Source organism: Corynebacterium tuberculostearicum, assembly GCF_016894265.1.
GTDB lineage: Bacteria > Actinomycetota > Actinomycetes > Mycobacteriales > Mycobacteriaceae > Corynebacterium > Corynebacterium tuberculostearicum_D.
Map to the genome: position 1 here is coordinate 1 of NZ_CP069791.1, position 12,698 is coordinate 12,698.

Annotated in this window: 11 protein-coding genes and 8 pseudogenes; 9 read left to right on the plus strand and 10 right to left on the minus strand. The window is 60.7% G+C overall.

All coding sequences use genetic code 11. The annotated features are described in order from the left end of the window. The 5 genes and pseudogenes from I6J28_RS11940 to I6J28_RS11640 all read left to right on the plus strand — a co-directional run. Positions 1–206, plus strand: a pseudogene (locus I6J28_RS11940) (hypothetical protein); the annotation flags it as partial. 301 nt (positions 207–507) lie between these two features. Then, positions 508–1,131 (plus strand): Cj0069 family protein, encoded by a 624-nt coding sequence (locus I6J28_RS11945; RefSeq protein WP_204610068.1) that lies wholly within the window; start codon positions 508–510, stop codon positions 1,129–1,131. Positions 1,132–1,140: 9 nt separating this feature from the next. Further along, complete coding sequence (locus I6J28_RS11870; RefSeq protein ID WP_275431216.1) at positions 1,141–1,269, plus strand: hypothetical protein; 129 nt, start codon at positions 1,141–1,143, stop codon at positions 1,267–1,269. Next, positions 1,266–1,661: a hypothetical protein gene (locus I6J28_RS11635; RefSeq protein WP_239454618.1), complete on the plus strand. Its 396-nt coding sequence runs from the start codon at positions 1,266–1,268 to the stop codon at positions 1,659–1,661. Before I6J28_RS11870 ends, I6J28_RS11635 begins: the two co-directional genes overlap by 4 nt. A 129-nt stretch (positions 1,662–1,790) precedes the next feature. After that, positions 1,791–2,030, plus strand: a complete 240-nt coding sequence (locus I6J28_RS11640; RefSeq protein WP_239454619.1) for a DUF4282 domain-containing protein — start codon at positions 1,791–1,793, stop codon at positions 2,028–2,030. Positions 2,031–2,137: 107 nt separating this feature from the next. Here the strand turns inward: I6J28_RS11640 and I6J28_RS11645 are convergent, their stop codons facing one another. The 7 genes and pseudogenes from I6J28_RS11645 to I6J28_RS11960 all read right to left on the minus strand — a co-directional run bounded on the left by I6J28_RS11645 (position 2,138) and on the right by I6J28_RS11960 (position 5,583). Continuing rightward, on the minus strand, positions 2,138–2,359 hold the full coding sequence (locus tag I6J28_RS11645) for a hypothetical protein (protein ID WP_239454620.1): 222 nt from the start codon (positions 2,357–2,359) through the stop codon (positions 2,138–2,140). Further along, positions 2,338–2,874 carry a hypothetical protein gene (locus I6J28_RS00020; protein ID WP_239454621.1) on the minus strand — a complete coding sequence of 179 codons (537 nt, stop codon included), beginning with the start codon at positions 2,872–2,874 and terminating at the stop codon, positions 2,338–2,340. The genes I6J28_RS11645 and I6J28_RS00020 overlap by 22 nt, the downstream gene beginning before the upstream one ends. A gap of 15 nt (positions 2,875–2,889) precedes the next feature. Next, a pseudogene (locus tag I6J28_RS00025) lies at positions 2,890–3,305 on the minus strand (DUF3151 domain-containing protein). Continuing rightward, positions 3,296–3,454, minus strand: a complete 159-nt coding sequence (locus I6J28_RS11950; RefSeq protein ID WP_430516382.1) for a hypothetical protein — start codon at positions 3,452–3,454, stop codon at positions 3,296–3,298. Before I6J28_RS11950 ends, I6J28_RS00025 begins: the two are co-directional and overlap by 10 nt. A gap of 62 nt (positions 3,455–3,516) precedes the next feature. Further along, positions 3,517–3,777: pseudogene (locus I6J28_RS11955) on the minus strand (Maf family protein); the annotation flags it as partial. A 48-nt stretch (positions 3,778–3,825) separates the two neighbouring features. Beyond that, positions 3,826–4,125, minus strand: coding sequence for an acyl-CoA carboxylase subunit epsilon (locus I6J28_RS00035; protein ID WP_239454622.1), 300 nt, complete (start codon positions 4,123–4,125; stop codon positions 3,826–3,828). 8 nt (positions 4,126–4,133) lie between these two features. Beyond that, positions 4,134–5,583, minus strand: a pseudogene (locus I6J28_RS11960) (acyl-CoA carboxylase subunit beta). Between the two features lie 342 nt (positions 5,584–5,925). Between I6J28_RS11960 and I6J28_RS11965 the strand changes: the two are divergent. The 3 pseudogenes from I6J28_RS11965 to I6J28_RS00055 all read left to right on the plus strand — a co-directional run bounded on the left by I6J28_RS11965 (position 5,926) and on the right by I6J28_RS00055 (position 8,375). Then, positions 5,926–7,184, plus strand: a pseudogene (locus tag I6J28_RS11965) (hypothetical protein). Between the two features lie 33 nt (positions 7,185–7,217). After that, a pseudogene (locus I6J28_RS00050) lies at positions 7,218–7,786 on the plus strand (hypothetical protein). 2 nt (positions 7,787–7,788) lie between these two features. Beyond that, positions 7,789–8,375 (plus strand): annotated as a pseudogene (locus tag I6J28_RS00055) (hypothetical protein). A gap of 55 nt (positions 8,376–8,430) precedes the next feature. On the opposite strand, the gene I6J28_RS00060 reads toward I6J28_RS00055, so the two are convergent. The 3 genes and pseudogenes from I6J28_RS00060 to I6J28_RS00070 form a co-directional block, all read right to left on the minus strand. Next, positions 8,431–9,009, minus strand: coding sequence for a hypothetical protein (locus tag I6J28_RS00060; protein ID WP_204610035.1), 579 nt, complete (start codon positions 9,007–9,009; stop codon positions 8,431–8,433). 2 nt (positions 9,010–9,011) lie between these two features. Continuing rightward, complete coding sequence (locus tag I6J28_RS00065) at positions 9,012–9,584, minus strand: hypothetical protein (protein ID WP_198492602.1); 573 nt, start codon at positions 9,582–9,584, stop codon at positions 9,012–9,014. Positions 9,585–9,617: 33 nt separating this feature from the next. Beyond that, positions 9,618–10,885 (minus strand): annotated as a pseudogene (locus I6J28_RS00070) (hypothetical protein). A gap of 350 nt (positions 10,886–11,235) precedes the next feature. On the opposite strand from I6J28_RS00070, the gene I6J28_RS00075 reads away from it, so the two are divergent. Then, the gene (locus I6J28_RS00075) at positions 11,236–12,696 is read left to right on the plus strand and encodes an acyl-CoA carboxylase subunit beta (RefSeq protein WP_204610038.1); all 1,461 of its coding nucleotides are present in this window, start codon (positions 11,236–11,238) and stop codon (positions 12,694–12,696) included. Positions 12,697–12,698 lie beyond the last annotated feature (2 nt).

Below are 12,698 nucleotides of genomic sequence, written 5' to 3' on the forward strand. Positions count from 1 at the left end.
TGCTAGTGCACAATGCAATCGTTGTATTTGAGGTAGAGGGCGGCTCCGATAAAGGCGCAGATGGTCACCGTAAGGACACCATGCCGATCGTCGACGCGATCAAGGAACAAGGCTGGAATGCGGAGGTTATCTACTTCCAACCCAGACAAGGCGGAGGAAATTACGCCCAGTTTCTGAAAACTTTGATGCGTATATCTCTCGTGTGAACCCAGGCAATATCCCCCGCGGCGAGAAGGGCTACTTCGAATTGCTCACCAAGCTGGCAGACGCCGCCTGGTAGGCATGTCCACTCCGGAGACATGATGGCCTACGGCGCCAAAGATGCACTGGTCAAGCTCAATGACACCCCTGGTGCCGGACGATACCGTCGCGTACTACGAGGTAGAAGAGCTGCATAATACTTTCCCACCTCGCTGTCTTATGGTGAGCGGTGCTCAAGCAAAACCGCGGTTCCACCGGTGAGGGCATCTGGCGCGTGCGCCTCGCGACCAGGAGCTTGCCCAGGCCGTGGAACCGGGCACCGGCGCTCCCGCTCGATACGCCCTGAAGTGCACCGAAGCAGTAGATAACCAGACCCACGACTACAAGCTGGGCGCCTTCATGGACTTCTGTGACCAGTACATTGAGGGCGATAACGGCATGCTGGTGGACATGCGCTTTATGCCGCGCCTTGTGGAGGGCGAAATCCGCATTCTCCTCGTGGGTGACGAGCCGGTATTCATCGTGCACAAGAAGCCAGCGGAAGGCGGCGACAACTTCTCTGCCACGCTCTTCTCCGGCGCAAAGTACACCTACGATAAGCCGGAATCTTGGCCGGAGTTGCTCGAGATTTCGAGAAGGCTCGCCCCGTTATCGCAGAGAAGCTCGGCGATACCAAACGTTCCGCTGATTTGGACCGCGGACTTCATGCTTGACGATGCCCCCTGGCACCGACACCTATGTCCTCGGCGAGATCACTGCTCCTGTGTTGGCTTCACTTCCCGAGCTAGACATGGGCATCCAAGAAAAGGTTGCCGCCGAGGCAATTCGTCGCGTTCAGGACGCGAACGCCTAGCGCACGCTGTATTCTGCCAAGTGGCCCCACGGGTGACCGTGGGGCATTTTCCTACCATCCCCCTAAGCATTTTCTAAGGACCAATTATGGCTGATAATGATTTCAACTCCGACGGGTTTCCGAAGGATTTTTCTCCGCGCGATTTTTCTGAAACCCCGCGTCACCGCGCCGAGGACGCTGCGAAAAGCGCCGAAGGCGCCGGTGCTCCGAGGTGAATGAGACTAAGGAATTCGGCTCTACCGATGCCAAGGAGACGAAGTCTTTCGGCCACACCGATAAGCCTGGTGAGCCTGGAAATTCGAGTAACCTTCCTCCCCGAAGCCGAGCGCGGAGGGCAACTCCTCTGACTTCTGGGCCTCCCTCGAAGTCCTCCACCCCAAGCGGGGGCGCTGCCTCCCGTGCGCATAATCCATTTACGGATTCGGCATCGTCGGACGCTGCTGCGAACGGCGATCAATTCGGCTCCGCCCAGTCCGCTAACGATCGGCCGGTTTTCGGCGGCTATACCCAGCAGCAGGGCACGAGCCAGGGATTCGGACAGTTCCCGCAAGCAGGCGATGCCACTGCCGATTCCGGCCAGACTCTCGTAATAAGAAGAGCCAGATGAGTGACACCCTCAAGGGCTTGGGAAAGAAAGACGGCCTATTGGGCGGGCTCTTTGAGTTCGAGTTCAAGCACTTCCTGACACTTACCCACGTGAAGAAATCTACAAGGTTGCCATGATCCTTGTGGCATCATGTGGATCCTTCACCTCCTCGGTGCCTTCTTGTTCGCCACCGGCATGGGCATTTATGGCATTAGGGAAGATTCCGCGTCCGCCATCTTCGGAAGCATCTTTGCGTTCATCTTCCTGGCGGTACTGAGCACTGTCATTTACTACGCAATCATGGTCGCCATCAGGCTATTCCTGGAAGCCATGGTGGCTAACGTGCGCATCGCCCAAAACACCGGCGATATCCTGGACAAGATGGACTAGCGCTGTAATGACTGCTTGCCAATTAAGCGAGCAAAGGCGAGCGCCCCGGCGGGATTCCGCTGGGGCGCATTGTATTGCAGGCCCGGCGATTAAATTCCGGCCGAAAGCTAGTCGTAGGTGCCCAGCTGGTAGCTGGGAAGGTCAACCCACATCTTGTTGAATTCCGCGACTTCACCGGATACCGGTTCGAGGGAATCGCCCTGTGCCCGCAAGCGCACGTGTTGGGCGGTAATGCCCTCTGCGGTGGTGCGGCTGCGCTCTCCCCACGTGAAATCGACCTCGTTGTCTGAGACCGGGGTGATGCTCTCTACCTTGTGGAAGATGGACATGTCCTTGCCGGAGCGCCATTGACGTAAAAGGCTATGCCATCAGCAATCGAAGCGCCGGTGCCCGCCGGACCGTTCAAGTCACCCATTGAGCCGCGGAAGATGATCCAGCTGATCGTGGCGCACGGGTCATAGGAGTTGTCGATATCGGCGATCCAGTAATTGAAATCACTGCCATCATCGGCGGGCATGCGCCCGGGAGCCGTGCCAGAGGCGTAGACCTTGCGCGGATCGTTGGGCAGCTCCGTGCACTCGGCGTCCTCGCTCTTTTCCTGCTGCTGCGTGGTCGCTTCATCGCCCCCGTCGGTGGACTCGGACGGGGAGGGTGCTGCTGCGGAAGCCGCATCGTCTCCGCTGGAGGATTCATCCTCGGCAGGTGCTTGGCTGGAAAAGACCGGCTCTGGGGAGGAAGAAGAATCCTCCTGAGCACCGCAGGCGCTGAGCGCGAGCGGCACGGCAGCGGTGAGCAATACGGCGGCGGAGAAGCGGCGTAGGCAGCGCGGTGTCACGGCAGGCATGCGGGAACTCCAGGATTAGTCGAGGAGGGTGGCGACGGAGTCCGGGTCGGCGTCGGAAAGCATCTGGCGAATGCGGTCGTACTCGTCGTCTTCGCCGATGGCCTTGGCTGCGTGGCCGAGCGCGGCGATGGCGCGCAGGACACCCTGGTTCGGTTCATGGGAGAAGGGGATAGGGCCCCAACCCTTCCAACCATTGCCACGCAGGCGGTCGAGGCTGCGGTGGTAGCCCGTGCGCGCGTAAGCGTAGGCGGTGATGAAAGCGGCCGGCTCGGAGCCTTCCTGCTCCTGAGCTCCTGCTCCGCTAGGAGTGCCCACAGCAGCGGGGAATCGGGGTGGGCAACAATGCCGGCGGCGAGATCCGAGGTGGACTCTGCGCCGGGATCGGCCGGCAGCTCAATGGGTTTCGGGGCAAGCATGTCTTTCATTTCCATGCCACCCCACTGTAGCGACGCCGGCGCGCTGCTACCAGAAATCGGACGTTCAGATCAAAGGCATAGAGCGCGCGACGCACCACCGGCAGCGATAGCCCGATAACGGAGGAAGGATCGCCTTCGATGCGGTCAATGAACCAGCCGCCCATAGCTTCCAAGGTAAGGCACCGGCGCAGTGGAGAGGCTCGCCGAGTGGCATAGGCTGCGATATCGGCCTTGCTGGCCTGGGCAAAGTGCACCGTGTGTGTGGACGTTTCCACATGGCGCTTATCGCCAAAGATAAGGCAGTGCCGGTCAGCAGCTCGGCTGTGCGGCCGGCTTGCTGGTGCCAGCGCTCAATGGTGGCTTCCTCAGTAAGGGGCTTGCCTTGTAGCTCGCCGTCGAGCAGCAGCATGGAATCGCCGCCGATGACGGGCTCGGTGGGGTAGCGTTCGGCCACCTTTTCAGCCTTGGCGGTGGCGAGGGCCGCCACGATATCGGCCGCGGGTGGCCCGCGAGCGAGGCTTCGAGGGAGCGCTCGTCAATATCGGCCGGCTCCAAAACGGGCTCCACGCCCGCGCCGCGCAGGATAGACGCGCGCGAGGGTGATTGGGAGGCGAGGATAAGCCGCATTAGAAGTACCGTACGGTATGGAAGGCGGAGGGTTGTAGACGCGCTGCGCGCCATAGCGCTCGAAGCGCTCGGCCGGGTTGCCCCATTCATTGCGTTCTCCGGTGGAGCCCGAGTGCTTGGCGCTCATCTGCGCCAATACGGCGCGCAGGGCCGCGAGCTCATCCTCGGTGGGATTGCCCTTGACTACCTTGATTTCCGGCGTAGACATTTCCCCTCCTAAACGGTTCCGTGCTTCTTCGGTACCTGGCCACGGCCTTGCGCTCTAGCAGGCGCAGGCCTTCTACCAGGTAGTGGCGGGTTGCAGTTGGCTCGATAACATTATCGGCCAGCCGCGCTCTGCTGCGGCATACGGTGCAAGAAGAGCTCGTCCATCTCCTCTTCCTTGTCCTCCGAGCCATAAATGGCCAGGGAAGCTTGGGAGGCCTGGGTGACGGCAATTTCCGCGGTGGGCCATGCGTAGACCAGGTCCGCGCCGAGGTCCTTGGCGCCCATAAATGCGTAGGCCGGCCAATGGCCTTGCGGGTGATCACAGTGAGCTTGCCGACGCTCGCTTCAGCCTGCGCATAGGCAAACTTCGACGCTCTGCGCAGCAGGCCGGCCTTTTCCTCTTCCGGGTAGGCACAAAGCCTGGGGAGTCCACGAATTCCACGATGGGAGTATTGAAGGCATCACAGTACGCACGAAGCGTGCGGCCTTTTCTGCCGCGGCGGAGTCCAAGGCGCCGGCCAGCGCCAGCGGCTGGTTGGCAACGATGCCGACGGCGCGGCCATCGATGTAGGCAAAACCGGTAAGGATGTTTTGTGCGGCCTCGGCGGAAAGCTCGAAGAAGGAGCCTTCATCGACGACAGCCTTGATGACCTCGCTCATGTCATAGGCCTGCGCGGCGGTATCCGGGATGACGCTATTTGAGATCAAAGTCCGCGACGCTACCGGCATCCCGCGCGGCGCCGCGGCGCGGTTATTGGCGGGAAGTAGGCCAAAACATCGCGCACGAGGGACAGAGCCTGCTTGTCGTCGCTGGCCACCAGGTGAGCATGCCAGACTCTGCGTGGGCTGCGGCGCCGCCAAAGGTCTCTGGCTCAGCGCCGGCCACGTGGCTGGCGGCCTGGTGGAGGGCGGTGCCCTGGGTGACTACGAGGACATCGGCAAACGTCGGCGCGAACGCCGCAATGCCGCTGGTATTGCCCGCGACAACGGAAATCTGCGGATAAGGCCCGAAGCCTGGGAGACACGCGCCATGAGGCGGGCGTATCCGGCCATGGTGACGATGCCCTCTTGCACACGCGGGCCGGTGGATTCATAGATGCCGATGATGGCACGCCGGTCTTGATGGCGAGTCATATACCTTGTGAGCTTTTTCGGCATAAACCTCACCCATCGTGCCGTCGAAGATTTCGCCGTCCCTGGCTAAAGACGCAGACGCGGCGGCCGTCGATAGTGCCGTAGCCGGTCACTACGCCATCAGTATAGGGGCGGTCATGCTCGCGACCGAAGTCGGTAGAGCGGTGGCGGCTAGCGCGTCCGTTTCCACGAAGGAGCCCTCATCGAGCAGCTGCGTCACGCGGGTGCGGGCGGCCGGCTCGCCTTCTCCCAGCGGCGCGCGGGACTCGGCGAGCTTGGCGTCCAGGTCCTCGATCTTGCCGGCGGTGGTTTTCAGGTCAGTCATAGGCCCCCCACTACTAGCGCACCCCTCACATGCGGAATGGAACGCTGCGGGGACGCGGTGCGGAAAATGATTGGGTGGCAATGCCACTACAGTGTGGGCAGTGCATGGAACCTGGGAATTTCTGGGTGGCATTAGGTTGAAGGGCCCTAATCTGGGGTGGTGTCTCCTGTAAACATTTAACGGTGCCGGGCAGGTAAGCGCCCATTATTGCACCTCAAGGCAGGTAAAGTAGTAGGAAGAATTTCATTCAACTATTGATGTGCGTCCTTTAAGCCCTTATGATTGCCTGAGTCTTCATGAATGTTTCCCCTGATTTTTACGATCTATTAAGGACGGTCTCTGGTGATTAAAAAGGGACTGCGTTTGCTCGCACCGCTCGCCGTAGCGGCTCTCTTCACGCCAGTGGCACACGCGGGAGATGTTCCCCCCGATGCCGCAGGCATATCCCATTTCCAACCTCTACAAGAGCTGCAGTGCTTCCGGCGATAACGCAGAGCGTGAATGGCGCTTTGCAGAAACCGGCCGCCGCTACATGAGCGACGGCACCCTGCAGTTTAAAAACACCAACAACCAAGAAGTGCCCTACACCGCCGAGGTAGAAACTGGTACCAATCACGAGATTGAAGCCAATTCCAAGCCAAGCTGCCTTCCGGTTGGGACACCCCGCTAAGTCCGATATCGTCTGAAGATGACCAACGGCTGGCGCGATAAAGAAACCTTCGGCCCTGTGAAGCTGAAGCCGGTGAGTCTTCCGCGTCGAATACGGCGTCATTGAAAAGGACTTCATCTCCATGTTCGTAGGCTGCAACGATGACCGCTTGGAAAACATCCCAGGCTCTAACGTCATCCGCGGTAAGGGCCCGGCCGAGCGCTACGCCTTCGCCTACATCATCAAGGCGGACGGCTCCGTATCCGATTTGGCCATGGAAATTCCATCCCGTTCCCCGGTGCAAACTCCAAGCCGATCGAGGGCAACTACACCTCCGTATCTGGCCCGAGCCTAGAGAAGATTGCCGATCCGAAGAAGGATGAAATCATGCAGCCTTCTGCAGATCTGCAGCGCGATCCCTCCTGGCCTAAGGAAGGCGATAAGTGTGAAGCCGGCGATACCTCCTGGTACCCGCTGGACATCACCGCGGTAAGCCGACCTAACCGGAAGCTGGTTACTCCACGGACTTCCTCAATTGTCCAAGGGCGACTACGAGTTCGCACCGGTAAACCGACTTCGTCGTTGGCGCCGAGCACGCCCCGTACACCCAACTGGCGGGGCAACCGCGGCGATATTCCGAAGGGCTGGCTGGAGTCCGTCGGTGCCGTAAAGCGCGCCTACATGCCGGTCGCACCGAGCTTAAGCACGTCGACCTCAAGCCAGGCGAGCGTGTGCGTGTGGAGTATGGCACCACCATGACCCGCAACTACCGCGAGATTCACTGCGGCAAGAGCGGAAACTACGACCTCACCTCTAACTACAAGCAGACCTCCGCCCCGAGCGGCTTCTGGGCAGAGGCCAAGATCACCGATAAGGCCGGCAACACCCGCACCGAGGACGTCACTCCGGACGAATTCCGCGACTGCCGGTTCCTACCCAGACCATCTACTAAACACCACCCTCATCTACGCAAGGAGAAAATTCCATGTTCAAGTCCAAGATTGCTTCTACCACCGCGGCTCTTGCCGTGCTTCCGGCCTCATCTTCGCTCCGGCCGCTAACGCCCTGCCGCAGCGCGACCTCGGCCCGGCCAACCCGACCACCATCGGTGAGCGTTGCTCCAACCCGGGCGACACCGGCCAGACCGTTGACATCAAGCGCACCTACTTCGATGGCTCCGCCGGTTCCTGGACCGTGTCCACTACAACGATGAGCCGTTGCCGGTAACCCGTTCCATCACCGAGACCAAGACCAAGACCTGGAATGTGTCCGCAGGCATTGACTTCAAGCTGATGGACCTCATCAACTTCACCTTCTCCTCCAGCTACACCGATAGCCAGTCCTACGAGGTAGCGAGCAGGTAGGTCCGTACAACTCGCTCCGGGCAAGACCGCCGTCCTGCGCGCCGGCTGGGTTGTCTCTGACTTTGAGGGCCCGAAGACCGTGTGCGGCTCCGACCACAAGTGGCAGGCCAACGGCGGCACCTTCAACCGCCACCCTGCCGAAGGAGCGCCACTCGAGGTCTCCACCCGCGATAACAACGATTGGGGCTAAACGTGAGCAAGACGTCCATCGCTAGCGCCCTCGCGGCGCTGAGCCTGGTGGCCGCTCCTGTTGCCCACGCCGCTGATTTCGGTGGGACTTTGAGCTGCCCCAGCGCTGGAACGACGACTACAAGCCAGGCACGCATTGCTCGACGCCAGGTGAAACGGCACCTACGTCACCGCAAAGCGCCGCTGGTTCAAGCAACCGACGCTACCACGTGCAACCGCAACGCCGAGGAAGTACCGGTCAAGCACACCGTTACCCAGGCTCGCACGCAGACCATCGAGGTCTCCGGTCCGTTGAGGGCACCGGTGAGCTAGCCAAGGTGCTGACCAAGACCTATGGCTTCAACTACGTCAGCGAGCAGCACTGGAAGCTAAACCAGGTGTTGGCCCGTACACCCTGCCTGCGAACTCGCAGGGCAAGCTGGTGTGGGGCTTTACCATGCTCGACACCGATGGTCAGGACGTGCGCTGTAACGCTGACCAGCAGTGGGAAGCGCAGGGCAAGCCGTACTCGGCCACCGTACCGACCGGAAGCGCGCTACTCCGAGCTGCGCCTCGAAGACGCCCCTGAGTGGAACTACTCCACTGCGTAGTAGAGCGCCCGTCGGTCCTTGTGGACCGACGGGGCGCTCTACTTACGCAGTGGAGTTAGTTCCACTCAGGGGCGTCTTCGAGGCGCAGCTCGGAGTAGCGCGCTTCCGGTACGGTGGCCGAGTACGGCTTGCCCTGCGCTTCCCACTGCTGGTCAGCGTTACAGCGCACGTCCTGACCATCGGTGTCGAGCATGGTAAAGCCCCACACCAGCTTGCCCTGCGAGTTCGCAGGCAGGGTGTACGGGCCAACCACCTGGTTTAGCTTCCAGTGCTGCTCGCTGACGTAGTTGAAGCCATAGGTCTTGGTCAGCACCTTGGCTAGCTCACCGGTGCCCTCAACGGACCCGGAGACCTCGATGGTCTGCGTGCGAGCCTGGGTAACGGTGTGCTTGACCGGTACTTCCTCGGCGTTGCGGTTTGCCACGCTGGTAGCGTCGGTCTGCTTGAACCAGCGGCGCTTTGCGGTGACGTAGGTGCCGTTTTCACCTGGCGTCGAGCAATGCGTGCCTGGCTTGTAGTCGTCGTTCCAGCGCTGGGGCAGCTCAAAGTCCCCACCGAAATCAGCGGCGTGGGCAACAGGAGCGGCCACCAGGCTCAGCGCCGCGAGGGCGCTAGCGATGGACGTCTTGCTCACGTTTAGCCCCAATCGTTGTTATCGCGGGTGGAGACCTCGATGTGGCGCTCCTTCGGCAGGGTGGCGGTGAAGGTGCCGCCGTTGGCCTGCCACTTGTGGTCGGAGCCGCACACGGTCTTCTGGCCCTCAAAGTCAGAGACAACCCAGCCGGCGCGCAGGACGGCGGTCTTGCCCGGAGCGATGTTGTACGGACCTACCTGCTCGCCTACCTCGTAGGACTGGCTATCGGTGTAGCTGGAGGAGAAGGTGAAGTTGATGAGGTCCATCAGCTTGAAGTCAATGCCTGCGGACACATTCCAGGTCTTGGTCTTGGTCTCGGTGATGGAACGGGTTACCGGCAACGGCTCATCGTTGTAGTTGGACACGGTCCAGGAACCGGCGGAGCCATCGAAGTAGGTGCGCTTGATGTCAACGGTCTGGCCGGTGTCGCCCGGGTTGGAGCAACGCTCACCGATGGTGGTCGGGTTGGCCGGGCCGAGGTCGCGCTGCGGCAGGGCGTTAGCGGCCGGAGCGAAGATGAGGCCGGAAGCAACGGCAAGAGCCGCGGTGGTAGAAGCAATCTTGGACTTGAACATGGAATTTTCTCCTTGCGTAGATGAGGGTGGTGTTTAGTAGATGGTCTGGGTAGGAACCGGCAGGTCGCGGAATTCGTCCGGAGTGACGTCCTCGGTGCGGGTGTTGCCGGCCTTATCGGTGATCTTGGCCTCTGCCCAGAAGCCGCTCGGGGCGGAGGTCTGCTTGTAGTTAGAGGTGAGGTCGTAGTTTCCGCTCTTGCCGCAGTGAATCTCGCGGTAGTTGATGCGGGTCATGGTGGTGCCATACTCCACACGCACACGCTCGCCTGGCTTGAGGTCGACGTGCTTAAGCTCGGTGCCGACCGGCATGTAGGCGCGCTTTACGGCACCGACGGACTCCAGCCAGCCCTTCGGAATATCGCCGCGGTTGCCCCGCCAGTTGGTGTACGGGGCGTGCTCGGCGCCAACGACGAAGTCGGTTACCGGTGCGAACTCGTAGTCGCCCTTGGACCAATTGAGGAAGTCCGTGGAGTAACCAGCCTTCCGGTAGGTCGGCTTTACCGCGGTGATGTCCAGCGGGTACCAGGAGGTATCGCCGGCTTCACACTTATCGCCTTCCTTAGGCCAGGAGGGATCGCGCTGCAGATCTGCAGAAGGCTGCATGATTTCATCCTTCTTCGGATCGGCAATCTTCTCTAGGCTCGGGCCAGATACGGAGGTGTAGTTGCCCTCGATCGGCTTGGAGTTTGCACCCGGGGAACGGGATGGAATTTCCATGGCCAAATCGGATACGGAGCCGTCCGCCTTGATGATGTAGGCGAAGGCGTAGCGCTCGGCCGGGCCCTTACCGCGGATGACGTTAGAGCCTGGGATGTTTTCCAAGCGGTCATCGTTGCAGCCTACGAACATGGAGATGAAGTCCTTTTCAATGACGCCGTATTCGACGCGGAAGGACTCACCCGGCTTCAGCTTCACAGGGCCGAAGGTTTCTTTATCGCGCCAGCCGTTGGTCATCTTCAGACCGATATCGGACTTAGCGGTGGTGTCCCAACCGGAAGGCAGCTTGGCCTTGGAATTGGCTTCAATCTCGTGATTGGTACCAGTTTCTACCTCGGCGGTGTAGGGCACTTCTTGGTTGGTGGTGTTTTAAACTGCAGGGTGCCGTCGCTCATGTAGCGGCGGCCGGTTTCTGCAAAGCGCCATTCACGCTCTGCGTTATCGCCGGAAGCACTGCAGCTCTTGTAGAGGTTGGAAATGGGATATGCCTGCGGCATCGGGGGAACATCTCCCGCGTGTGCCACTGGCGTGAAGAGAGCCGCTACGGCGAGCGGTGCGAGCAAACGCAGTCCCTTTTTAATCACCAGAAGACCGTCCTTAATAGATCGTTAAAAATCAGGGGAAACATTCATGAAGACTCAGGCAATCATAAGGGCTTAAAGGACGCACATCAATAGTTGAATGAAATTCTTCCTACTACTTTTACCTGCCTTGAGGTGCAATAATGGGCGCTTACCTGCCCGGCACCGTTAAATGTTTACAGGAGACACCACCCCCAGATTAGGGCCCTTCAACCTAATGCCACCCAAGAAATTCCCAGGTTCCATGCACTGCCCACACTGTAGTGGCATTTGCCACCCAATCATTTTCCGCACCGCGTCCCCGCAGCGTTCCATTCCGCATTGTGAGGGGTGCGCTAGTAGTGTGGGGGCCTATGACTGACCTGAAAACCACCGCCGGCAAGATCGAGGACCTGGACGCCAAGCTCGCCGAGTCCCGCGCGCCGCTGGGAGAAGGCGAGCCGGCCGCCCGCACCCGCGTGACGCAGCTGCTCGATGAGGGCTCCTTCGTGGAAACGGACGCGCTAGCCCGCCACCGCTCTACCGACTTCGGTCGCGAGCATGACCGCCCCTATACTGATGGCGTAGTGACCGGCTACGGCACTATCGACGGCCGCCGCGTCTGCGTCTTTAGCCAGGACGGCGAAATCTTCGACGGCACGATGGGTGAGGTTTATGCCGAAAAGCTCACCAAGGTATATGACCTCGCCATCAAGACCGGCGTGCCCATCATCGGCATCTATGAATCCACCGGCCCGCGTGTGCAAGAGGGCATCGTCACCATGGCCGGATACGCCCGCCTCATGGCGCGTGTCTCCCAGGCTTCGGGCCTTATCCCGCAGATTTCCGTTGTCGCGGGCAATACCAGCGGCATTGCGGCGTTCGCGCCGACGTTTGCCGATGTCCTCGTAGTCACCCAGGGCACCGCCCTCCACCAGGCCGCCAGCCACGTGGCCGGCGCTGAGCCAGAGACCTTTGGCGGCGCCGCAGCCCACGCAGAGTCTGGCACTGCTCACCTGGTGGCCAGCGACGACAAGCAGGCTCTGTCCCTCGTGCGCGATGTTTTGGCCTACTTCCCCGCCAATAACCGCGCCGCGGCGCCGCGCGTGGATGCCGGTAGCGTCGCGGACTTTGATCTCAATAGCGTCATCCCGGATACCGCCGCGCAGGCCTATGACATGAGCGAGGTCATCAAGGCTGTCGTCGATGAAGGCTCCTTCTTCGAGCTTTCCGCCGAGGCCGCACAAAACATCCTTACCGGTTTTGCCTACATCGATGGCCGCGCCGTCGGCATCGTTGCCAACCAGCCGCTGGCGCTGGCCGGCGCCTTGGACTCCGCCGCGGCAGAAAAGGCCGCACGCTTCGTGCGTACCTGTGATGCCTTCAATACTCCCATCGTGGAATTCGTGGACTCCCCAGGCTTTGTGCCTACCCCGGAAGAGGAAAAGGCCGGCCTGCTGCGCAGAGCGTCGAAGTTTGCCTATGCGCAGGCTGAAGCGAGCGTCGGCAAGCTCACTGTGATCACCCGCAAGGCCATTGGCCCGGCCTACGCATTTATGGGCGCCAAGGACCTCGGCGCGGACCTGGTCTACGCATGGCCCACCGCGGAAATTGCCGTCACCCAGGCCTCCCAAGCTTCCCTGGCCATTTATGGCTCGGAGGACAAGGAAGAGGAGATGGACGAGCTCTTCTTGCACCCGTATGCCGCAGCAGAGCGCGGGCTGGCCGATAATGTTATCGAGCCAACTGCAACCCGCCACTACCTGGTAGAAGGCCTGCGCCTGCTAGAGCGCAAGGCCGTGGCCCAGGTACCGAAGAAGCACGGAACCGTTTAGGA